Annotated in this window: 23 protein-coding genes and 1 pseudogene; 13 read left to right on the top strand and 11 right to left on the bottom strand. The window is 63.0% G+C overall.

The window, feature by feature from the left end; genetic code table 11:
* Positions 1-39: 39 nt before the first annotated feature.
* The 4 genes from IGS60_RS05130 to folE2 form a co-directional block, all read right to left on the bottom strand.
* Positions 40-435 carry a hypothetical protein gene (locus tag IGS60_RS05130; protein ID WP_230502805.1) on the bottom strand — a complete coding sequence of 132 codons (396 nt, stop codon included), beginning with the start codon at positions 433-435 and terminating at the stop codon, positions 40-42.
* Positions 432-1,250, bottom strand: a complete 819-nt coding sequence (blaOXA, locus tag IGS60_RS05125) for a class D beta-lactamase (protein ID WP_230502802.1) — start codon at positions 1,248-1,250, stop codon at positions 432-434. Before blaOXA ends, IGS60_RS05130 begins: the two co-directional genes overlap by 4 nt.
* A gap of 86 nt (positions 1,251-1,336) precedes the next feature.
* Positions 1,337-1,504: a hypothetical protein gene (locus IGS60_RS05120; RefSeq protein ID WP_230502801.1), complete on the bottom strand. Its 168-nt coding sequence runs from the start codon at positions 1,502-1,504 to the stop codon at positions 1,337-1,339.
* Positions 1,505-1,537: 33 nt separating this feature from the next.
* Positions 1,538-2,449 carry a GTP cyclohydrolase FolE2 gene (folE2, locus tag IGS60_RS05115; RefSeq protein ID WP_230502799.1) on the bottom strand — a complete coding sequence of 304 codons (912 nt, stop codon included), beginning with the start codon at positions 2,447-2,449 and terminating at the stop codon, positions 1,538-1,540.
* 127 nt (positions 2,450-2,576) lie between these two features.
* Here folE2 and IGS60_RS05110 point away from each other — a divergent pair, with 127 nt between their 5' ends.
* Genes IGS60_RS05110 through IGS60_RS05100 form a run of 3 tightly spaced genes read left to right on the top strand, consistent with a single transcriptional unit; the run spans position 2,577 to position 3,658 of the window.
* A complete protein-coding gene (locus IGS60_RS05110; protein WP_230502797.1) occupies positions 2,577-2,909 on the top strand; it encodes a winged helix-turn-helix domain-containing protein in 333 nt (110 codons plus the stop codon).
* 21 nt (positions 2,910-2,930) lie between these two features.
* A complete protein-coding gene (locus IGS60_RS05105) occupies positions 2,931-3,188 on the top strand; it encodes a hypothetical protein (protein ID WP_230502795.1) in 258 nt (85 codons plus the stop codon).
* A gap of 38 nt (positions 3,189-3,226) precedes the next feature.
* Positions 3,227-3,658, top strand: a complete 432-nt coding sequence (locus tag IGS60_RS05100) for a hypothetical protein (RefSeq protein WP_230502793.1) — start codon at positions 3,227-3,229, stop codon at positions 3,656-3,658.
* Here the strand turns inward: IGS60_RS05100 and alkB are convergent.
* On the bottom strand, positions 3,630-4,292 hold the full coding sequence (alkB, locus tag IGS60_RS05095; protein WP_230502791.1) for a DNA oxidative demethylase AlkB: 663 nt from the start codon (positions 4,290-4,292) through the stop codon (positions 3,630-3,632). The two genes, IGS60_RS05100 and alkB, sit on opposite strands and share 29 nt — an antisense overlap.
* A gap of 83 nt (positions 4,293-4,375) precedes the next feature.
* On the opposite strand from alkB, the gene IGS60_RS05090 reads away from it, so the two are divergent.
* Complete coding sequence (locus IGS60_RS05090; protein ID WP_230502789.1) at positions 4,376-4,858, top strand: heme-degrading domain-containing protein; 483 nt, start codon at positions 4,376-4,378, stop codon at positions 4,856-4,858.
* Positions 4,859-4,964: 106 nt separating this feature from the next.
* On the opposite strand, the pseudogene IGS60_RS05085 reads toward IGS60_RS05090, so the two are convergent.
* From IGS60_RS05085 to IGS60_RS05075, 3 genes and pseudogenes are all read right to left on the bottom strand, one after another.
* Positions 4,965-5,119: pseudogene (locus tag IGS60_RS05085) on the bottom strand (aspartate racemase); the annotation flags it as partial.
* Between the two features lie 17 nt (positions 5,120-5,136).
* Entirely contained in the window at positions 5,137-5,904 is a 768-nt protein-coding gene (locus IGS60_RS05080; protein ID WP_083287408.1) for an SDR family NAD(P)-dependent oxidoreductase, read from the bottom strand.
* The gene (locus IGS60_RS05075) at positions 5,879-6,607 is read right to left on the bottom strand and encodes a GntR family transcriptional regulator (protein ID WP_230502787.1); all 729 of its coding nucleotides are present in this window, start codon (positions 6,605-6,607) and stop codon (positions 5,879-5,881) included. Before IGS60_RS05075 ends, IGS60_RS05080 begins: the two co-directional genes overlap by 26 nt.
* Positions 6,608-6,749: 142 nt before the next feature.
* On the opposite strand from IGS60_RS05075, the gene IGS60_RS05070 reads away from it, so the two are divergent.
* Positions 6,750-7,190 (top strand): thioesterase family protein, encoded by a 441-nt coding sequence (locus tag IGS60_RS05070; RefSeq protein ID WP_070291488.1) that lies wholly within the window; start codon positions 6,750-6,752, stop codon positions 7,188-7,190.
* 151 nt (positions 7,191-7,341) lie between these two features.
* Positions 7,342-8,706 (top strand): amino acid permease, encoded by a 1,365-nt coding sequence (locus IGS60_RS05065; protein ID WP_070291489.1) that lies wholly within the window; start codon positions 7,342-7,344, stop codon positions 8,704-8,706.
* 100 nt (positions 8,707-8,806) lie between these two features.
* On the opposite strand, the gene IGS60_RS05060 is transcribed toward IGS60_RS05065, so the two are convergent.
* Complete coding sequence (locus IGS60_RS05060; protein ID WP_230502785.1) at positions 8,807-10,411, bottom strand: hypothetical protein; 1,605 nt, start codon at positions 10,409-10,411, stop codon at positions 8,807-8,809.
* A gap of 423 nt (positions 10,412-10,834) precedes the next feature.
* On the opposite strand from IGS60_RS05060, the gene IGS60_RS05055 reads away from it, so the two are divergent.
* From IGS60_RS05055 to IGS60_RS05030, 6 genes are all read left to right on the top strand, one after another.
* A complete protein-coding gene (locus IGS60_RS05055) occupies positions 10,835-12,544 on the top strand; it encodes a methyl-accepting chemotaxis protein (protein ID WP_175444826.1) in 1,710 nt (569 codons plus the stop codon).
* A gap of 24 nt (positions 12,545-12,568) precedes the next feature.
* Complete coding sequence (gene cysC / locus IGS60_RS05050; protein ID WP_070218576.1) at positions 12,569-13,198, top strand: adenylyl-sulfate kinase; 630 nt, start codon at positions 12,569-12,571, stop codon at positions 13,196-13,198.
* A 33-nt stretch (positions 13,199-13,231) separates the two neighbouring features.
* Positions 13,232-14,350, top strand: a complete 1,119-nt coding sequence (locus IGS60_RS05045; RefSeq protein ID WP_230502783.1) for a sulfotransferase — start codon at positions 13,232-13,234, stop codon at positions 14,348-14,350.
* A gap of 123 nt (positions 14,351-14,473) precedes the next feature.
* Positions 14,474-15,814: a diguanylate cyclase gene (locus IGS60_RS05040; protein WP_306798464.1), complete on the top strand. Its 1,341-nt coding sequence runs from the start codon at positions 14,474-14,476 to the stop codon at positions 15,812-15,814.
* A gap of 41 nt (positions 15,815-15,855) precedes the next feature.
* Positions 15,856-16,242, top strand: coding sequence for a hypothetical protein (locus IGS60_RS05035; protein ID WP_230502781.1), 387 nt, complete (start codon positions 15,856-15,858; stop codon positions 16,240-16,242).
* A 68-nt stretch (positions 16,243-16,310) separates the two neighbouring features.
* On the top strand, positions 16,311-16,754 hold the full coding sequence (locus IGS60_RS05030) for a DUF411 domain-containing protein (protein ID WP_070218523.1): 444 nt from the start codon (positions 16,311-16,313) through the stop codon (positions 16,752-16,754).
* Positions 16,755-16,862: 108 nt separating this feature from the next.
* Here IGS60_RS05030 and IGS60_RS05025 read toward each other — a convergent pair whose 3' ends face one another.
* Both IGS60_RS05025 and IGS60_RS05020 read right to left on the bottom strand, forming a co-directional pair.
* The gene (locus IGS60_RS05025) at positions 16,863-19,094 is read right to left on the bottom strand and encodes an NADP-dependent isocitrate dehydrogenase (RefSeq protein ID WP_070218577.1); all 2,232 of its coding nucleotides are present in this window, start codon (positions 19,092-19,094) and stop codon (positions 16,863-16,865) included.
* A gap of 308 nt (positions 19,095-19,402) precedes the next feature.
* Positions 19,403-19,639 (bottom strand): hypothetical protein, encoded by a 237-nt coding sequence (locus tag IGS60_RS05020; protein WP_070218524.1) that lies wholly within the window; start codon positions 19,637-19,639, stop codon positions 19,403-19,405.
* 202 nt (positions 19,640-19,841) lie between these two features.
* On the opposite strand from IGS60_RS05020, the gene IGS60_RS05015 reads away from it, so the two are divergent.
* Positions 19,842-20,141: a Flp family type IVb pilin gene (locus IGS60_RS05015; RefSeq protein WP_230502779.1), complete on the top strand. Its 300-nt coding sequence runs from the start codon at positions 19,842-19,844 to the stop codon at positions 20,139-20,141.
* The last annotated feature ends 9 nt before the right edge of the window (positions 20,142-20,150 follow it).

The following is a 20,150-nucleotide window of genomic DNA, read 5'->3' as shown; positions in this document are numbered from 1 at the left end:
CAGCAAGTATATAGGGCGGGCAACAAAGCGGGCCGGAATTTACGCCAAGCAAGCATCGAGGCGCGCCAGCGTGACGCCCACATACGCGCCCACGCAGCGTTCGTCGCGCGTATGGAAAGCGTCTTCGACCTGCAGCAGGCCGCAGTCGCAGACGACGGGATCGACCTGGGTGACGACGCCGAGCGCCAGGTAGCGCCAGCCATCGAGGCGTACCAGGCGCTTTTCCCGGCCAGAATTGGCGCGGAAAATGGAATCCCAGTCGTCGATTTCGCTGGCCATGGGCCACAGTTCGAGCTGGACTTGCGTGCCGGCGGCCAGTTGCCCGCCGCCGAACTCGTCCATCACGTGCAGGCGCTGGCCGCCCACCTCGATGACGGCTTCCAGGTACTCGCCCTCGGTGGCGATGAAGGTGGCGACGACGATGCTGGCCGTCACTTCTGCGCCTGCTCCAGCAGGGCCGGCAATTCTTTCAGCATGGCTTCGCGCGTACGCAAGCCCGCCGATGGCAAGCCCTTCTGCTCATCCTGCACCAGGCGCGCGAACACGATGCTGCGCCCGCCCTTGCTGGCCCATCCCACGAACCAGCCGTAGCCATGCGCTTCGTCGAAGCTGCCGTCAGGCTTGCGCGGGAAGGCGGCGCCCGTCTTGCCATGCACTTGCCAGCCGCCCACGTCCGCCAGGCGCGTCAGGCGTCGCGTCTGCTCCATGGCCTGCTTGGTGACGGGCAATTGATCGTTGACCAGCTTGCGCAAGAAGCCCAGCTGTTCCAGCGGAGAGATTTTCAGCGAAGAGCTGATCCACGAGCGCTCCAGGCTGTTGTCCTTGCCCGGGTCGCCCGACACATCCGCATTGCCATAGCGCAATGCCTTGGCATATTTCTGGAAGCGCTCGGCGCCCAGCGCCTGTGTGATCTGCTGCGAATACCAGACCACGGAATACTGCATCCAGCGCGACGGGTCCGTATCCTGGCGCCACGCTTCGCCGCCCCAGTCCACATAGCCCTGGCGAAATGGCAGGCTGGGCTTGTGCTCGTCCTTGAGGAAGCCGGCGTCATAGCCCATCAGGCTGAGCGCGATCTTGAACGTGGACGCGGGCGTAACGCGGTCGATGCAATTGCCCTCCTGCAGCAGGACGGCGCCTGTCTTGGCGTCGGCCATGGCGGTGCAGATGGTGGCGGAATGGGCTTGCGAGCCGGCCAGGACGGCGCCTGTCAGGCCAAGGATAAACTGGAACAATGCGCGATATTTCATGGGCCTCCGGGGCTGAGGGAGAATGACAAAGCGAAATTGTACCGGGCGGCGCGGCGCGATGCCAGCGCTGATGCAGTGCATGCGCGCTAGCGCCCCGCCGGCACGCCCGGCTGACGTTCCCGCTTCAAATGTTCCTCTTCCAGCTCGTCCATGCCCAGTTTTTCCTCGTCGATCAGCGCATGCTCGCGCCGCTCGCGCTCCAGTTCCTCTTCCAGGCTGTCTTCGCCAGGGTCCTGCGTGATGTTCTCCGGCATGCGGTCTTCCTCCACGGTGGTTGAGTGAAAAGCTCAGGCAAGCTGGCCCGCCTGCGCCACGGCATCGTGCGGATGCAGGCTTTCCATATGCCGTACGGTAACACGCGCCTGCGCATAATGTGGCGCCAGCGCCGCCTGCACGCGGCGGGCCGCGTCTTCCACATACATCAGATTAGCACCATTCAGGCGCGCGAACGCCTGCTCGTCCGCCCGCTTCACGGCCGTCTGCAAGGGTGTCGCCAGCGCCACTTCCACCCGGTCGATCAGGGGAAACAGATCCAGCTCCGCCTGTTCCGTCAAGGGCACGGTGACCGTCGCCGTGCTGCGCTGGCTGTGCGGCGTGGCCAGGCTCGCATGCTCCCGCAGCCAGGCGTGCGCGGCCGCGCCGTCGATGCCGCCATTGCCGAACCGCGCCGCAAAGGCGTCGGCCAGCAGTTGCCGCGCCAGCGCCGCCGAACAGGGACAGGTCGACGAGTAGCCGATCTCCACCGTCAGGGACAGGGCAAAGCCCTGCGGGGAGCAGCTCGCTTGCAGGCGCACAGGATACGATTTCCAGCCTGCCAGTCCCGCCGTCAACAGCGCCGGCTGGCGCCGCAGCACGGGAAACGCCAGCGCGATGCGCGCCTGCGTGCTGCCGCAGTCGGCGTGACTGTCCACCATGCGCCGCAACACGGCGGCCAGGGCGCCCGCATCGAGCGGCTGCGCGGCGGCAAAGGCATCGAGCAGCAAATACAGGCGCGACATGTGGATGCCCTTGATGCGCGGAGCGGGCAGATCGACATGCACGTCGGCCCACGCATGCACTTGCTGCGCCTGCCCGCCCTCTTCCAGCCACAGCGGCAAGGCGATGCCCTGCATGCCGACCCATTCCAATGGCAAAGGGTGGCCCAGATGGGGGCCGGCCGCCACGTCGGGCAGGGGCGAAGAAAGGGAATCGCGCTTCATGGTCAAGGCTCCATATGCAAAAAAGTTGCATATCATGGAGAAAATGCGCCGTATTTGCAAGTATCTTGCATTAAAACGGCGAATGTTTTATCTTGACTCACTAACACATGTCAGATAATGTTGACACATGACAGATACAAATACACCCCATCCCACCGGCGAGCGCTTGCTGACCATGCTGGCGGCGCTCGACAATCCGCACCGGCTGCGCATCATCGCAGCCCTGGCCAGCGGCGGGCGCAACTACATCAGCCAGCTGGCGCGCGACCTGGGCATCAGCCGGCCCCTGTTGCATTTGCACCTGCAAAAGCTGGAACACGCGGGCCTCGTCACCAGCCAGCTGGAACTGTCGCATGACGGCAAGGCCCTTAATTACTTCGAAGCCAGCCCATTTGAATTGCTGCTGACGCCGGCCAGCATCGCCGCCGCGGCGTCCTCGCTCACCCCCAACGCCGATTAATCCTGAACTGTAGAGGTCATCATGTCTGAAAATGTCTTTTTCGCCGCCTTCTTCTTCCCCTGCACGGCCGCCGTCATCATCTTCGCCCTCAAATATACGTCCGGCATCGTGCAGGCGCGCGCCCGGCTGGCGCAGGACGGCGCCTACCAGGAGCTGGCCAAGTCCATGGCCGCCGCGCAAGCGGAAACGGCCGTTTCGCTGGCCGCGCTGAACGCTTCCGTGGCGCAGATCCAGGCGCGCCTGGGCAGCCTGGAAACGATACTCAAAGAAGTCGAGTAAACCCTTTCATAGCCACCCCACGACCAGGAGACCGCACCATGAATACCGTATCGACCGCCCGTCTGTATGCGCTGCGCGCCATGTATCTGCTGGTTGTCCTGGGGCTGGGCAGCGTGCTGTGGCCCGGCATCGTCACGCCGCACGCGCCGTGGGAACTGGCGCGGGGCACCGTCAACTGCATGCTGGCCGCGTTTTCGCTGCTATGTTTGCTGGGCTTGCGCTATCCGCTGCAGATGCTGCCCCTGCTGCTGTGGGAGGCGCTGTGGAAGACCATCTGGCTGCTGCTCGTGCCGCTGCCGCAATGGCTGAGCGGCCAGATCGATCCCGCCACCGCGGCAACCGCGTTTGAATGCGCGTTCGTGGTGCTGGTCTACCTGGCCATTCCGTGGCGCCATGTGCATGCGCACTACATCGTCAAGCCGGCCACGCCGTGGCGCCAGCTCAGGCAGCCTTGCGAAACGTCAAATTGATGCGCTGCGCGCCCAGCAGCGCGTGTTCGCCCTCCTTCAGCGGCGCCACGCCGTGGAAGCGCAGGCGGTCGGCGCCGCCCCACACGACCACGTCGCCGTGCAGCAGCGCGATGCGGGCCGCCTTGTCGCTGCGCTCGGCGCCGCCGAACAAAAAGGTGGCGGGCAAACCGAGCGAGACGGAAACGATGGGCGCGTTGAAATCGCATTCGTCGCGGTCCTGGTGCAGGGCCATGCGCGCACCGGGCGCATAGCGGTTGACCAGGCAGGCGTCGGGCGTGAAGCCCGGATAGCCGGCCGCCAGCGCCGCTTGCTGCGCCAGGCACAGGAACACGGGCGGCATGGGCGGCCAGGGTACACCGCTGGCGGGATCGAGCCGCGCGTAGCGGTAGCCGCGCCCATCCGTGACCCAGCCCAGGGGGCCGCAATTGCTCATGGCCACGGACATGCGCAAACCGCCCGGCGTGGCCATGTGGCGCAGGGGCGCGGCCAGCACGATGGCGTCCAGCGCCGGCAGCAGCTCGGGCAGATACGGCAACGCAAAACGGCGCAGCAGGACCGACGCGGACGATCCGGGCACCAGCGGCACCGGTCCGGCCGGGACGTCGTCTTCATCTGCAAACAGGGACAGGTTCATGCCGCCTATTTTAGCCGCATTACACAAAAAGCCCCCACGGTGCGCTACAGTAGCGCTTCCAGCCACTACCACCCGCCTCCACGATGGATCATTACGCCGATTTGCTGCACACCCTGGCGCAGCAGGAAGAATCCCTGCAATTCGAACGCTTCGACAACGATGCGGCGCTGGCCGTGGGCCTGTGGATCGTCGAGGAAGTGCGCAAGCGGGGCAAGGCCGTCACCGTCAACATCACGCGCAACGGCCAGGTCCTGTTCCACCACGCCATGACGGGCGCCACGGCGGACCAGGCGGACTGGATACGCCGCAAAAACAACACGGTGCAGCGCTTTTGCCGCAGCTCCTACTACATGGGCATCTCGTATAAAAGCCGGGGCAGCACCTTCGAAGACGTGAAGTACCTCGATGACATCGAGTACGCGGGCCACGGCGGCGCGTTTCCCCTGCTGATACGCGGCGTGGGACTGGTCGGCACGGTCACCGTGTCCGGCCTGGCGCAGGCGGACGATCACGCGCTGGTGGTGGCCGCCCTGCAGGCGCAATTGGACACGCAGCTGAATAAATAGTCAGGCGTCCAGCGCCCGGCGCAAGGCGGCGCGCGCCAGCAAGCGCGTGGAATCGAGCGCCGATGCCAGCATCAGCTCTGCCACGCCGGCCAGGTCGCCCCCCGTTCAGGCAAGCCACATAGCGCGCCAGCGGCGGCGTATGCAGCGTCACTTCCGGATGTTCAACGCTCCCAGCGCATGCGCGCCCTCTTCGCAAATCGTGCGGTAGCACAGGGCCGCGCCTTCGGCCGAGCAGCCGACGATGCCGATATGTCGTGTGATGCGATCTTCCCTGTCAGTTAAATGCGCTGGCCGCCGTCGATGGGAATTTCCGCGCCCGTGATGTACGAGGCGCGCTCGCTGCACAGGAACTCCACCAGATCCGCCACTTCGGCCGTCGTGCCCAGGCGGCGCAGGGGGATTTGCGTGTCGACGATGTGCGAGGTGCCCGGCGACAGAATCGCCGTGTCGATCTCGCCCGGCGCGATGGCATTCACGCGCACGTTCAGCGGCGCCATGTCGTTGGCCATCTCACGCGTCAGCGACGCCAGCGCCGCCTTCGAGCTGGCGTAGGCGGAGCCGGCGAACGGGTGCACGCGGTAGCCGGCGATCGAGCACAGGTTCACGACGGCGCCGTGCGCGTTCGACAGTTCCTGCGCAAAGCCACGCGTCAGGGCCAGCGGCGCAAAGAAATTCGTGTTGTACATTTCCTGCCAGGTCTGCATGTCGGTGGTCAGCGAATTGACGCGCGAACCGCCCGGCCCCTTCGGCGACACGCCCGCGTTGTTCACCAGCGCGTGCAATTTCGAGTCGCCCAGCATGGGGCGCAGGGTGTCGACCATCTGCCCGATCTGGCTCAGGTCCGACAGATCCATGCACACATGCGTGTTGTGCTCCTGGCTGCGCGGGCAGCCGCCCGGAATCGGGCTGCGCGACACGGTGATCACGCGCCAGCCCAGGCTGCGGAAGCGCTCTGCCACGGCGTGGCCGATACCTCGGCTGGCGCCCGTGACGATGGCCGTTTTCTGTTCAATCTTCTGTTCAGTCTTGTGCGTGTTCTGCGTCATGTGCTTCCTTGTCTAGTTGTGTTGCGCCGGCGTGGATGCGCTCCTGGCGCATCACATACGCCAGCATCTGCGTGCCGCCGTCGAGAATGTCCTGTTCGATGGCGCGCCGCGCAGCCGCCCCGTCGCGCTGGCGCAGCGCGGCGATGATGGCGTGGTGGTGGCCGACGCGCATGTCGGGCGAAAAGCTGGCGTAGCCGGCGGCGATCAGGGGCGCCGTCTGCATCCACAGGTGGTCGACGAAGCGTTTTAACGTCGGCATGCCGGCCGCCTGCGCCAGGCCCAGGTGAAACGCCTGGTTGCATTGCAGGGCCGCCGGCAAGTCGTGCCGCGCAATCGCCTCTTCGTTCGCCTGCAGCAGGCGCTCCAGGTCGGCCAGGGTGGCGTCGTCGATGCGCTGCGCCGCCTCGAACGCGCCCAGCCCTTCCAGTTCCAGCCGCAGCGCGCGGATTTCCAGGTAGCGCGCCACGCTGAGCACGGGCACGCGGAAATCGCGCGGCGAGCGCAGCACCAGCGCCTCTTCCTGCACCAGCTGCAGCATCGCGTCGCGCACGGGCGTGACGCTGGTACCGAGCTGCAGCGCCAGCTCGCGGATGCGCAGGCGGTCATTCGGCTGGAAACGCCCGGCCGCCAGCGCGTCGCGCAGCATCGCGTACACGGACTTGCCCAGGTTGACGTGCTGCAGAGTGTCCAATTGCTGATTCATGCGTGTTTTTGATCTTTTAAAATTATGATGCATCATACATCAATGTGAAAAACAGTGTTTTCCAGACGTGCGCTGCGGACAGGAAACAAGGAAACACCGCAAGCACGTACAATCAGCCGCCACCGCATCGAAAGGAGCGCTCTTGAACTGGGATTATCCGCACGCCCACACCCTGCCCGTCACGCCCGAACCGGGCGACATCGACGGCTTGCAGCACACCAACAACGCCGTCTACGTGCGCTGGTGCGAGCATATCGCCTGGCACCACTCGGCCACACTGGGGCTGGACCTCGACGATTACCGGCGCCTGGACCGGGCCATGGCGATCCGCCGCGGCGAATACGACTACCTGCTGCCGACGCGGGCCGGCGAAGCGCTGACCCTGGCCACCTGGCTGTGCGCCAGCGATGGGCGCTCCAGCATGGAACGGCGCTTCCAGCTGATCCGCGACAGCGACGGCGCCACCGTCGTGCGCGGACGCTGGGACTTGATCTGCATCGAATTGAGCAGCGGCCGCGCGCGCCGCCTGCCGCCAGAGTTCCTGGCCGTGTACGAACCGGCCATCGTCGCGGCTGCCGCGTAAAGCGTCGCCCGGGCCGCCGTTTTGCGCGCCGTTCGGCGAAGATGCGGGGCGTTTCTTGCGCCTTCGCAGTGCAACATGCATTTCGCTCCTGCTTTGCCCGTGCATGCTTTAGAATCAGCGACCTCAGCCCCGTAAAAACAGGATAAAACATATGACGGCAGTCGGGAATACCGAACCACAAGAGCTCAAGCGCGGCCTGAAAAGCCGCCACATCCAGCTCATCGCCCTGGGCGGCGCCATCGGCACCGGCCTGTTTCTGGGCATCGCGCAAACAATCAAGATGGCCGGCCCTTCCGTGCTGCTCGGCTATGGCATTGCCGGCGTCATCGCCTTTTTGATCATGCGCCAGCTGGGCGAGATGGTGGTCGACGAACCCGTCGCCGGCTCCTTCAGCTATTTCGCCGACAAATACTGCGGCCACCTGCCCGGCTTCCTGTCGGGCTGGAATTACTGGGTACTGTATGTGCTCGTCAGCATGGCCGAGCTGACGGCCGTCGGCATCTACGTGCAGTACTGGTGGCCCGGCGTGCCGACCTGGGTCTCGGCACTGATCTTCTTTTGCGCCATCAACGCCATCAGTTTGCTCAATGTCAAAGCGTTTGGCGAGATGGAATTCTGGTTCGCCATCATCAAGGTGGTCGCCATCATCGGCATGATCGTCTTCGGCGCGTATCTGCTCGCTTCCGGCGACGCGGGGCCGCAGGCGTCCGTGGCCAACCTGTGGCAGCACGGCGGCTTTTTCCCGAATGGCTGGCAGGGGCTGGTGATGGCCATGGCCGTCATCATGTTCTCGTTCGGCGGCCTGGAGCTGGTAGGCATCACGGCGGCCGAGGCGGATGATCCGAGCACGACGATTCCGCGCGCCACCAACCAGGCCATCTACCGTATCCTGATCTTTTACATCGGCGCGCTCGGCATCCTGCTGTCGCTGTACCCGTGGCAAAACGTCGTCACCGGCGGCAGCCCTTTTGTCCTGATCTTCCATGCGCTCGACAGCAACCTGGTGGCCACGGCCCTGAACGTGGTGGTGCTGACGGCGGCACTCTCCGTCTACAACAGCGGCGTGTACTGCAACACGCGCATGCTGTTCGGCCTGGCCAAGCAAGGCAATGCGCCGCGCGCGCTGCTGCACCTGAACCGCCGCGGCGTGCCGCTGGTGGCGCTGGGCGTGTCCGCGCTGGCGACGGGCGCCTGCGTGGTGGTCAATTACTTCATGCCGGGCGAAGCGTTCGAAGTGCTGATGGGCCTTGTCGTGTCGGCGCTGATCATCAACTGGGCCATGATCAGCTGGATCCATTTGCGTTTCCGCGCGCAAAAGAAGGCCGAGGGCAAGACGACCCTGTTCCAGAGCCTGGGCTACCCGTTCACCAACTACCTGTGCCTGGTGTTCCTGGCCGGCATCCTGGTGATCATGTACCTGACGCCGGGCCTGCGCATCTCCGTCTACCTGATTCCCGTGTGGCTGGCCGCGCTGGGCGTCGGCTACTGGATCAAGCAAAACAAGGCCAAGGCATAGGCTGTTTTACACCGCATCAAGCCAAGCAACAAGCAAACAAAAAGCCCGTCTTCGCAGGAAGGCGGGCTTTTTGCATTCAACGCGGTCTCGCCGTCTGTTGTTAAGCGGCGGCCCCGCCCTCTTCCGGCAGCACGTCGGCGCGCCACAGGCCGATGGTCTGGCCCGCATACGATTGCAGCAGCACCTCGTCGCTCAGGGTCAGCATCGCCTGCTGGCGCTGCTCCGCCTTCTTCTCGGGCGTCATGCCCAGCTCGTCCGTCCGGTACGGCCCCAGCACGGGCAGCAAATCGCGCAGCACAGAATAATTGCCTGGTATGGTCTTGTCCGATTCCAGCTTGCCCAAGAAATATTTCATGACATGCTCGGACTGATTGCCCTCCTGCCGCAAGCTCGCCTTCACCATCTTGCCATCCTTGTAGGCCACCTGCGCGTCGCTGCTGGCCGTATCCTCGATCTGGTGATACGTATAGTTCTGCGATTCCGTGCTGGTCGTCAGGCGCAGCGGCACGCCGGGGACGAGGGTCTCATGGAAGCTGGCACTGAGCTTCGATTGCTGCTGCTGCCTGATTGACCGCTCGTCCTGGCTGGCGCCGGCCTGCAGCGTCTTTTGCGACACTTCATAATTGAAGCCATCCTTTTCCGAACTGCGCATGGGATTGCTGAATTTCACGGCTTGCGATACGGAGGCGCTGAAATCGGCCAGCCCCGTCAGGATGGACTTGTCCTCGGCCGCCAGGCGCCACTTGCCCGTCGCGGGCGTGTCCGTGGCCGCTTGCGGCGCGGCGGTATTGCTGTGCAGGGCTGTGAAGCTATCCTTGAGCATGGCCATCAGGCCCGCGTCGCCATGGCCGCGCGACGCCGCCTGGTCGAACTGCTTCATGTAACTGCCCAGCGCCTTGGCTTGCCGCTCCTTGCTGCCCAGGGTATTGAGTTGGCTGGCGTCGACCTTCAGGTCCAGGGAGCCGGCCACGCCGCTGAAGCTGACCTGGCGCTGCGCGCCATCGGCCTGGAAATCCAGGGTTTGCACGCCCTCTATCTCGCCGCGCACCTTGACTTCCGCATGCAGTTTCACCGACGCCAGCAACTGCTGGTCGAACTGCATCAAGCCTTCCAGCTTGATTTTCGGCGTATCCCGTCCCATGCCATCGATGGCGTCCTGAAAACCCTTCGCCAGGTCGCCCAGGGCGCTGGCTTCAGCGTCGCTGAGGTCGCCACTGGTTGTCATGCTCACGGCCAGGCCGTCGCCCTGGCTGTCGAGCGACAGCTTGACTTCCACGCCGCTTTTGGTCGTGATGCTGAGGGTAACCTTGTCTTCGCCATTGCCATGCAGGCTGCCCGGCGCGATGCCGGACGCCGCATAGACATTCGGCGTGGTGCTCGGCGGCGGCTGCCGCATCGCCTGCGAGAAATTGTAGTTGCCCAGCTTGGCCTGCCCCAGCATGGCCGCGCCCAGGCCGCTGAAGCGGCCGCCAAACGCATGCGAAGAGAAGCTCTTTGTCATCGCGTCGCTCACCTTGTTGCGGGTCGCGCTTTCCCATATCGTCGGCGAAGGCAGCAGCTGCGCGACGGCTTGCGTCGCCCCGATGTCAACAATGGAGGACGGGCTCGGCGCCGGAGACGGCGCGGCATCCGCCTTGGTGGCAGCGGCATTGAGCGTGCGTGAGGGACTTGGATTCCAGCTCGGGATCGAGGAGACGGAGGTCATGGGTCTTATGCCTTGCTAAACGAAGATGGGTGGTTAGGTAAAGTATGCATAACTTTCATTTTTTGATAACTGGTAGCCGTCGAGTACTGCCATGTTTTCTCAGAGCATGGGATGGGTCGCATCTCAAGCGCTAAGCAGACACTGCTATAACGACGTGAAATGTGAAATCATGAGCGCAAGGGAGCATGAAAATTTTTCATTCTTGATACAAATCATGCTCCGCCGCCATGCCAGCGTTCGCAGGTGTTCGCCATCTAACTCAATTTGAACAGTTGCCACAAGTAAATTTCTACTGTTGCTCAAATGATGAAAGTGACTAAGTGTGATATTTCGCCGGCCCGCAATCAATATGATCGCTGAGTGCTTCGTGATAAAGCTGCATATGCTTATTCGGAACCGCAAGCACGGCCTTAAGGAGGCAATATGAAATTTATGCACTTAACCATCGCCAAGCGGCTCGGCATGGGCTTTGGCCTGGTCGCCCTGTTCCTGTTGCTGGTCATCGCGCTGGGGCTGACCAGCATGCGACAAATCCAGGACCGCATGGATGAAGCGACCAAGGTCAACAACGTCGAAACCAGGCTGGCCCAGACTATGGACTTGACAGTGACCGAGCGGGCGCTGGCGCTGCGCAATCTGATTTTGCTGAAGGAGGAGAAGGAGATCCAGATCGAGGTCGCGCGCATCGCGGAGCAGGAAAAAAAATACGCCGCTGCCCAGCAAAAGCTGGGGGAAATGTTCGCCAAGCTGGAAGGCACCTCGAGCGAAGAAAAAAGCCTGCTCGAACAGATCCGCACACAAAGCGACCTGGCGGCGCCCTTCATTCAGCGGGCCGCCGCGCTGGCGCTGGAGCACAAGCAGGACGATGCCTACAAACTGCTGCGCTATGAATTCCGCCCCGTGCAAAAGCGCTGGTGGGAATTGCTGCGCACCTTGATCGCCGTCGAGGAAAAGCAGAATAACGAGGCTTCCAGCATGGCCGAGGCGGCCTACAGCCAGGCGCGCCTGGTGATGCTGAGCATAGGCTCGCTGGCCCTCATCACCAGCCTGCTGGCCGCCGTGCTGATCACGCGCAGCGTGACGCGCCAACTCGGTTGCGAGCCCGACGAAGCGGCGGCGATCGCCGGGCAGATTGCCAGCGGCAACCTGGCCGTGCCCATTCATACCCGCCCCGGCGACACGCACAGCCTGCTGCACGCCATGCAATCGATGCGCGACAGCCTGGCGCAGATCGTCCAGCAAGTTCACGCCAGCACCGAGACCATCGCCACGGCGGCAGGCCAGATCGCCATGGGCAACCTGGACTTGTCTTCGCGCACGGAACAGCAGGCCAGTACGCTGGAGCAAACCGCTTCATCCATGGAAGAACTAACCAGCACCGTGCGCATCAACACCGACCATGCACGCCAGGCCAACGGGCTGGTCGAATCGGCCTCCAATGTCGCCACCAAGGGCGGCGCCGTGGTGGCGCAGGTGGTCGACACCATGGCGGCCATCGATGTCTCGGCGCGCAAGATCGTCGACATCATCGCCGTCATCGACGGCATCGCCTTCCAGACGAATATCCTGGCGCTGAACGCGGCGGTCGAGGCGGCCCGTGCCGGGGAACAGGGGCGCGGCTTTGCCGTGGTGGCCACCGAGGTGCGCAATCTGGCGCAGCGCTCGGCCGCCGCAGCCAAGGAAATCAAGGACCTGATCGGCGACTCGGTCGACAAGGTCCAGGCCGGCAACCGGCTGGTCGAACAGGCAGGATCGACCATGCACGAGGTGGTCGCCAGCGTCAAGCGCGTCACCGGCATCATGTCTGAAATGATGTCCGCCAGCCAGGAACAATCCGCTGGCATCGAGCAAATCAATATGGCCGTGACGCAAATGGACAATGTGACGCAGCAAAATGCGGCACTGGTCGAAGAAGCCGCCGCCGCAGCGCAAGCGATGCAGGAACAGGTCAACAGCCTGAACGATGTCGTCAGCGTCTTCCGCGTGGGCAACATCGCCGGCGGCCGCGATGCGGGACTGCGCCTGGTCAGCCGTCAGCCACCGCCGCCGGCAGTACGGCGCGCGCCCGCCACGGCAAAGCCGGCTCGTCCGGCCGTCGCCAAGCCCAGCGAAATCGAGTGGGAACAGTTTTGAGCCGGCAACGGGGGAGTGGCACACGTGGGTAAACTGGAACAGATCGCCGCTGCGGGCGAAGTGGTAGCGACGCACATCTTCCCGCATGCAAGCCATATCGGCAAGGAACAACGGGGCCTGCTGGCCGGTCAGCAAGGCGCGACGCTGTGGCTGACCGGCCTGAGCGGCGCAGGCAAGTCGACGCTGGCGTACGCGCTGGAAAGGCGGCTGCTGGCCGAGGGTCACCTGAGCTGCGTGCTCGACGGCGACAATATGCGGCACCACCTGAATGGAGACCTGGGTTTCTCTCCCCGCGACCGCCAGGAAAACATCCGCCGCAGCGCCGTCGTGGCCAGGCTGATGAACGATGCCGGCATGATGGTCATCTGCGCCTTCATCTCGCCGCTGCGCAGCGACCGCGAGATGGCGCGCCAGATCATCGGCAGCGACAATTTTATCGAAGCCTATATCAGCACGCCGAGCGCGCTATGCGAGGAACGCGACCCCAAGGGACTGTACAAAAAAGCGCGAGCCGGACTGATCCCTGCATTTACGGGCGTCTCCGCGCCCTACGAGGCACCGCTGGCGCCGGCGCTTATGCTGGACACGGGCGTGCTGTCGCTGGAACAGGCCTGCGAGCGGCTGTTCCAGCAACTGTGCCCGCACTTCATCTGATGCCGCGCGGCCACCTTTTCGAGGAATGATGAGATGATCAGCAGCCACCATCCCGGCCAAGGCGCGCGCCCGCGCCCCGTCATGATGATCCCCTTGCGCCGCTGCGGCAGCCATGCCCTGCGCCTGCGCCTGAACCTGTCGCCGCAGTTTTATTCGCCGTATCCACTGCACCTGGTTGACATGATGCCGCTGCTGCCCCTGTACGGCGACTTGCGCGATGACCGCGCCTACTTTCGCCTGGTGGTCGATGTGGTGGGCCTGGCGGCGGCCAGCATGGTCAAGTGGCAGGGGGTCGTCTTCGATCCGGTGGAAGTGTTCGAGACGCTGCGCGGCCAGCCGCGCAGCATCCACCGCGTGGCGTGGGAGCTGCTGCTGCGCGCGGGCGAACGCCGCCAGGCGCAGGTGGTGATGGACAAGTCGCTCGACAGCGTGCACTACGCCGACGACATCGTGCGGCTATATCCCGACATGCTGTTCCTGAACGTGGTGCGCGATCCGCGCGCGCAAGTGGCGTCGATGAACCGCGCCATCATCCACGATTTCGACACGCTGCTCAATGCCAGGACCTGGCTGGCCGCCCATGCGGCAGCCGACCATGTGGTGCAACGCTATCCGCAGCGCGTGCTGACGATACGCTATGAAGATTTCCTGTCGCGGCAACAAGAGACGCTCGAAACGGTATGTGATTTTCTCGGCATCGCCTTCCTGCCGCAAATGCTGGACGTGGCCGCGTCGGCGGAGGCGCGGCAAATCGCGCAGTTGTCATCGCTCTGGTCGGCCAACTGCCATGCACCGATCGCGACCAACATCGACAAATTCAGGCAGCAACTATCGGACGATGACATCAACCTCATCGAAACGCTCACCGGCCCGTATATGGACCGCTACGGCTACGCGCGCCTGAGCCGCGGCGACGCCAACATCACGCCGGCGCTGATCGAGCTGGCCGGCAAGCGCTCGGCGCAAGGACGCGAACGCGCCTGGCACGCCTTGGAACAGGATAACTTCCGCGATTACGTGCTGCGCCGCTGCCGCGCCGACTATCTGACCCAGCTGCATGCACGGCTCAGCCAGGCCAGCGGCGCGCAGGGCAGCAGCAGCATCGTCACGCTGGATCAACTCGACCAGGGCGCGTTTGTCGTCAGTGATTAAAGTCTGGCCATCGCCAGTTCCACGCTGCCCTCCTGCGCCGGGCAAGTCGCGCTGCCCAGTCACTTATCCCTAAAAACAACAATTTCAATATCGATCGGCAATGTCCACTAGAATGGTGGGCATATGAAACATATGATTAGCGCGCCGGTCGCCAGTTTCACCGATTTGCTGCTTGACGCCGTGTGCATGGTTGACGTGGACGGGCGCTTCGTGTTCGTCAGCGCCGCCTGCGAACGCATCTTCGGCTACACGCAGCAGGAAATGATCGGCAAGCTCATGCTCGACATGGTCGCCCCCGCCGACCGCGCGCGCACCCTGGCCGCCGCGCGCGCCATCATGGATGGGCATGCGCAGACGCACTTTGAAAACCGCTACCTGCGCAAGGATGGCAGCCTGGCCCACATCATGTGGTCGGCCCGCTGGTCCGCCGCCGACCAGCTGCGCGTGGCCGTGGCGCGCGACATCACCTTGCTGAAACAGGCGCAGGCGAAGCAGGCAGCGCTGTACGCCATTTCCGAAGCCATGCAGGCGACGCAGGACTTGCCCGCCTTGCTGTACCGCATACAGCACATCATCGGCGAGCACTTGCCTGCGCGCAGCCTGACCTTGCTGCTGCAGGACGAACACGGCGCACAGCCTTTGATGACCTGCCATGCCGGCGACAGCGCGCCGCAGCCGACGCCGTCCCTGGCCAGCCTGCTGTGCGACGAAGTCCTGCGCAGCGGCCGTCCCTTGCTGCTGCAGGCGGGACAACTGGCCGGCCTGCCGCCGGCGCTGCAAACGGCGGCTGGCGCCCTGTCCTCGTGCTGGCTTGCCGTGCCCCTGTATTCCTCGCTGGGCAGCATCGGCGCGCTGGCCTTGCAAGGCGGCCAGGATGCCGTCATCGGCACGGCGCAAGACCAGGATTTGCTGCAATTTGTCGCAAAGCAACTAGCGACCGCCATCGAGCGCCGGCAGTTGCAGACGCAAATGCAGTTCATGGCCATGCACGATGAACTGACCCGTTTGCCGAACCGCCGCCTGTTCCACGACCGCCTGCACACGGCGTTCGCCCGCGCACACCGCCAGGAAGGCCGGCTGTCGCTGCTGTTCCTGGACTTGAACAACTTCAAACGCGTCAACGATGACCACGGCCATGCCTGTGGCGACCTGCTGCTGCAAACGGTGGCGAGCCGCCTGCGCGATTGCATGCGCGAAACCGACACCTTGGCCAGGATGGGCGGCGATGAATTCGTCGTGCTCCTGGAAAGCAATGTCACACCGGCCGATGTCAGCCTGATCGAGCAAAAGATCCACGCGGCCCTGGCCGCGCCGCTGCACCTGGGTAACGGACAGCAATTGCGGATCACCGTCAGCATCGGCGTGGCCCACTATCCGGAAGACGGCGATACCATGCAACTGCTGTTGCGCCATGCGGACCGGGCCATGTATGCATCGAAGATGCTTGCCGCCGCCTCGCGCTAGCCTGCCCTGGCGACAGTACCCGCATGCTATACTTTCCGGCGATGCTAAGACTCTTCAAAACATGGCTGATCCTGCTGCTGATCGCGGCGGTGCCGCTGCAGGCGGCCGCCGCGGGCGCCATGCGGGCGTGCGCGCCGCTTGCGGCATCGCCTGCCACCGCGATGGCAGCGGCTTGCCAGCATCACGCCGTGCAGTCATCCGCCATCACGGACAACGCCGGCATGCCGGAAGAAAACAAGACCCCTGCCAAGCATGCCGCGTGCGGCGCCTGTGCCAGCTTTTGCCTGGGCGCCTTGATGCCGCCCGGCCTCTCCCTGCCTGCCGCCGCCGGCACGGGTGCGCAACGCGTCGCCGCTGCAACGGATACCTTGCTGCCGGGATTCATTCCCGACGGCCCGCGCCGGCCGCCGCGGCCGCTTTCCGCATAAATTTCAAGCTCGTCCGAAGCAGGCCACCGCGGTGGCCACGATAGACTTTATTCGTCTGAAAGCAGCACATGATCAAACATTACATACTGCGCGGCGCCTTCGCCGCCATGCTGGGCTTGCCCACGTTCGCCATGGCGGCCCTGCCCGTCATTGAAGTCTACAAGAGCGCCTCGTGCGGCTGCTGTTCCGAATGGATCAAGCACCTGGAAGCGAACGGTTTCACGGTGCGCGCGAAAAACGTCGAGATGCCGGCGCAATACCGCAAGCTGGCCGGCATTCCCGACGCGCTCGGCTCCTGCCACACGGGCCTCGTCAACGGCTACGCCATCGAAGGCCATGTGCCGGCCAGCGACATCAAGCAGCTGCTGCGCGAAAAACCCAAGGCGAAAGGCCTGGCCGTGCCGGCAATGCCGATGGGCTCGCCAGGCATGGAAGGGCCGCGCAAGGATGCATACGACGTCTTGCTGGTCAAGAGCAATGGCAGCACCAGTGTTTACAAGCACTACCAGTAAGATGCAGGGCCAGTAAGATGCAGGGAAAATGAAAAACGCCGCCGGAATCGCTTCCGGCGGCGTTTTTTTTGTCAGGCAGTAAAGAACTTACTGCCTGTCAGGACTGCATCAGATGGTGTCGAGCACGGCATTCAGGCTGGCGCTAGGACGCATGACCGCTTCCGTCTTCGCGGGATCCGGCAGGTAGTAACCGCCGATATCCGTTTCCTTGCCTTGGACTGCTTTCAGCTCGGCAACGATCTTTTCTTCGTTGTCCGCCAGGGCTTTTGCCACTGGCGCGAAGTGCGCCGCCAGTTCCGCATCATCCTTCTGCGCTGCCAGGGCTTGCGCCCAGTACATGGCCAGGTAGAAATGGCTACCGCGGTTGTCCAGCTCGCCGGTGCGTGGCGATGGCGACTTGTTGTTGTCCAACAGTTTGCCGGTGGCTTCATCGAGGGTTTTCGCCAGGATCTTGGCTTTCGCATTGCCCGTCTTGATGCCCATGTCTTCCAGCGACACGGCCAGCGCCAGGAACTCGCCCAGCGAATCCCAGCGCAGATGGTTTTCTTCCACCAGCTGCTTGACGTGTTTCGGTGCCGAACCGCCGGCGCCCGTTTCGTACATGCCGCCACCGGCCATCAATGGCACGATCGACAGCATCTTGGCGGACGTGCCCAGTTCCAGGATCGGGAACAGATCGGTCAGGTAGTCGCGCAGGATGTTGCCGGTCACCGAGATGGTGTCCAGGCCGCGGAAGGCGCGTTCCAGCGTGTAGCGCATGGCGCGCGTCTGCGACATGATCTGGATGTCCAGGCCCTTGGTGTCGTGCTCCTTCAGGTAAACCTGGACCTTCTTGATGACTTCGTTCTCGTGCGGACGGTAGGAATCGAGCCAGAACACGGCAGGCATGCCCGAGTTGCGCGCGCGCGTGACGGCCAGCTTGACCCAGTCGCGGATCGGCGCGTCCTTGACCTGGCACATGCGCCAGATATCGCCCTCTTCCACCGTTTGCGTCAGCAGCACTTCGCCCGTTTCCAGGTCGGTGATGTTGGCGGTGCCGCCTTCAGGCACTTCAAACGTCTTGTCGTGCGAACCGTATTCTTCCGCTTGCTGCGCCATCAGGCCCACGTTCGGCACGGTGCCCATGGTCTTCGGATCGAAGTTGCCATGCCATTTGCAGAAGCCGATCATTTCCTGGTAAATGCGTGCGAAAGTCGATTCCGGCATGACTGCCTTGACGTCTTTCGGACGGCCGTCGGCACCCCACATCTTGCCGCCGATACGGATCATGGCCGGCATCGACGCGTCGACGATGATGTCGTTCGGCGAATGGAAGTTGGTGATGCCCTTGGCCGAATCGACCATGGCCAGTTCCGGACGATGCGCGTGGCAGGCGTGCAGGTCCTTGAGGATTTCATCCTTTTGCGACGCTGGCAACGTGTCGATCTTGTCGTACAGGTTGCTCATGCCATTGTTGACATTCACGCCCAGCTTGTCGAACAGTTCGGCGTGCTTGGCGAACGCGTCCTTGTAGAAGATGCGCACGCAGTGGCCGAAGACGATCGGGTGCGAGACCTTCATCATGGTGGCCTTGACGTGCAGCGAGAACATCACGCCCGTCTTGAAGGCGTCGTCGATTTCCTTCTCGTAGAACTCCAGCAGTGCTTTCTTGCTCATGAACATGCTGTCGATGATCTCGCCCGCTTGCAGGGAAACCTTCGGTTTCAGCACGATGGTCTTGCCCGAGGCCGTGACCAGTTCCATCTTGACATCGCGCGCTTTTTCCAGGGTCAGCGATTTTTCGCCGTGGTAGAAGTCGCCATGGTGCATGTGCGAAACGTGGGTTTGCGACGACTGGCTCCACTCGCCCATCGAATGCGGGTGCTTGCGCGCATACTCTTTGACGGCTTTCGGTGCGCGGCGGTCGGAATTGCCTTCACGCAGGACCGGGTTGACCGAGCTGCCGATGCATTTGCCGTAGCGGGCCTTCAAGGCTTTTTCTTCTTCTGTCTTCGCATCTTCCGGATAGTCGGGCAGCTTGTAGCCACGGCCTTGCAGTTCGCGCACGCAAGCGATCAACTGACCTTGCGAGGCGCTGATGTTCGGCAGCTTGATGATGTTGGTGTCCGGATTCTGGGTCAATTTGCCCAGTTCAGCCAGGGTATTCGGGACTTTTTGCGCGTCCGTCAGGAATTCGGGAAATTCAGCCAGTACACGTGCCGCCACCGAAATATCGCTGGACACCACGTCCACGCCAGCCGGCGCGGTGAATTTTTTGATAATCGGCAGCAGGGAATACGTCGCGAGCAGCGGCGCCTCGTCAGTCAGCGTGTAGATGATTTTGGATTTTTGTGTTGCCATGTTCATTCCCTTGTATGCGGTGATGCCTGGTGGTTAACTTTCTTCATTCCAAACACAGGACGGTTAGCCTTGCTTTGGACGGCTAGTGTGCCGGCGGTGACGCCGTGCTTGCCCACCGCGTATTTTAGACTGTCCTGCCGCTGTTTGTGTATCCGATGGCGACGAATCTTATATAAGACAGCAAATATCCGGAACTACCGGGCCAGAATGGCCATTTTCCGCCTTGAAATGGATGCGGGGCGGCGGCACGGCATGTATGCCGCCTCGAAAAAACATTCCACATTGACAATATCCAAATGGAAGCGACGTCACGGCCCCTCGTTCTTGACGATGCCGCGCACATTCGTCAGCGCCAGGCAAACGTTCAGCACAATCAAGGCCCAGGCTTCGTCTTGCCAGCCCCAGCACACCCACAGCACGTTGCTGAACAGGAAAACCCAGAACCCGGCAAGGCGCCGCGCGGCCATGCGCGAGCCCACCAGCCAGGCCGCCAGCAGCGAAGCGGCCATGGCGGGCCATTGCAACAGTTCGATAATGTCCGACATGGCGCCTCCTGTGCATCGTTCAGTTGGCAATATTGTCTGTTGTTTTATCAGCGCACGCCTGCCAATCCCGCCCCACTTCCCCGTAAATCCTCAGTCGGCTTGATGTCGATTAAGCCAGCTTATTAAAACAGCCATACGATGAGCGTGCTTGCTTCTTTTATTCATCCATTGTTTGTCTTTTCTCAACTGAAAGGTATTTCAAATGAAACCTGCTATGCGGAAAATCAAGTCAATGCGGCAACAATTGGGACAGGGCATGACGGAATACATCGTCATCGTGGCCCTGATCGCCGTCGCCGCCATCGGCGTATATCAATTGTTCGGCGCCACCATACGCAACCAGACGGCCGGCATCGCCATGGAGGTGTCGGGCAAGAACGGCACAGCCGCCATCGCCAAGGCCGGCGGGGCCGCCACTAAGGCCGAGACCGCCGCCAAGGACACGGCGAAGAACAGCCTGTCCACGTACGGCGACCAGGCCACCACCGGCAAGCAGGACTAGGCTGACGCC

This window comes from Janthinobacterium sp. FW305-128, from assembly GCF_020858135.1.
Lineage (GTDB): Bacteria > Pseudomonadota > Gammaproteobacteria > Burkholderiales > Burkholderiaceae_D > Janthinobacterium.
This window is presented reverse-complemented; position numbering and strand designations above follow the sequence as displayed.

Coding starts and splice junctions, on each gene's coding strand:
- blaOXA (WP_230502802.1), bottom strand. CDS start 1,250: ATGAAATATCGCGCATTGTTCCAGTTTATCCTTGGCCTGACAGGCGCC.
- IGS60_RS05120 (WP_230502801.1), bottom strand. CDS start 1,504: ATGCCGGAGAACATCACGCAGGACCCTGGCGAAGACAGCCTGGAAGAG.
- folE2 (WP_230502799.1), bottom strand. CDS start 2,449: ATGAAGCGCGATTCCCTTTCTTCGCCCCTGCCCGACGTGGCGGCCGGC.
- IGS60_RS05110 (WP_230502797.1), top strand. CDS start 2,577: ATGACAGATACAAATACACCCCATCCCACCGGCGAGCGCTTGCTGACC.
- IGS60_RS05105 (WP_230502795.1), top strand. CDS start 2,931: ATGTCTGAAAATGTCTTTTTCGCCGCCTTCTTCTTCCCCTGCACGGCC.
- IGS60_RS05100 (WP_230502793.1), top strand. CDS start 3,227: ATGAATACCGTATCGACCGCCCGTCTGTATGCGCTGCGCGCCATGTAT.
- alkB (WP_230502791.1), bottom strand. CDS start 4,292: ATGAACCTGTCCCTGTTTGCAGATGAAGACGACGTCCCGGCCGGACCG.
- IGS60_RS05090 (WP_230502789.1), top strand. CDS start 4,376: ATGGATCATTACGCCGATTTGCTGCACACCCTGGCGCAGCAGGAAGAA.
- IGS60_RS05080 (WP_083287408.1), bottom strand. CDS start 5,904: ATGACGCAGAACACGCACAAGACTGAACAGAAGATTGAACAGAAAACG.
- IGS60_RS05075 (WP_230502787.1), bottom strand. CDS start 6,607: ATGAATCAGCAATTGGACACTCTGCAGCACGTCAACCTGGGCAAGTCC.
- IGS60_RS05065 (WP_070291489.1), top strand. CDS start 7,342: ATGACGGCAGTCGGGAATACCGAACCACAAGAGCTCAAGCGCGGCCTG.
- IGS60_RS05060 (WP_230502785.1), bottom strand. CDS start 10,411: ATGACCTCCGTCTCCTCGATCCCGAGCTGGAATCCAAGTCCCTCACGC.
- IGS60_RS05055 (WP_175444826.1), top strand. CDS start 10,835: ATGAAATTTATGCACTTAACCATCGCCAAGCGGCTCGGCATGGGCTTT.
- IGS60_RS05045 (WP_230502783.1), top strand. CDS start 13,232: ATGATCAGCAGCCACCATCCCGGCCAAGGCGCGCGCCCGCGCCCCGTC.
- IGS60_RS05040 (WP_306798464.1), top strand. CDS start 14,474: ATGAAACATATGATTAGCGCGCCGGTCGCCAGTTTCACCGATTTGCTG.
- IGS60_RS05035 (WP_230502781.1), top strand. CDS start 15,856: ATGCTAAGACTCTTCAAAACATGGCTGATCCTGCTGCTGATCGCGGCG.
- IGS60_RS05030 (WP_070218523.1), top strand. CDS start 16,311: ATGATCAAACATTACATACTGCGCGGCGCCTTCGCCGCCATGCTGGGC.
- IGS60_RS05025 (WP_070218577.1), bottom strand. CDS start 19,094: ATGGCAACACAAAAATCCAAAATCATCTACACGCTGACTGACGAGGCG.
- IGS60_RS05020 (WP_070218524.1), bottom strand. CDS start 19,639: ATGTCGGACATTATCGAACTGTTGCAATGGCCCGCCATGGCCGCTTCG.
- IGS60_RS05015 (WP_230502779.1), top strand. CDS start 19,842: ATGAAACCTGCTATGCGGAAAATCAAGTCAATGCGGCAACAATTGGGA.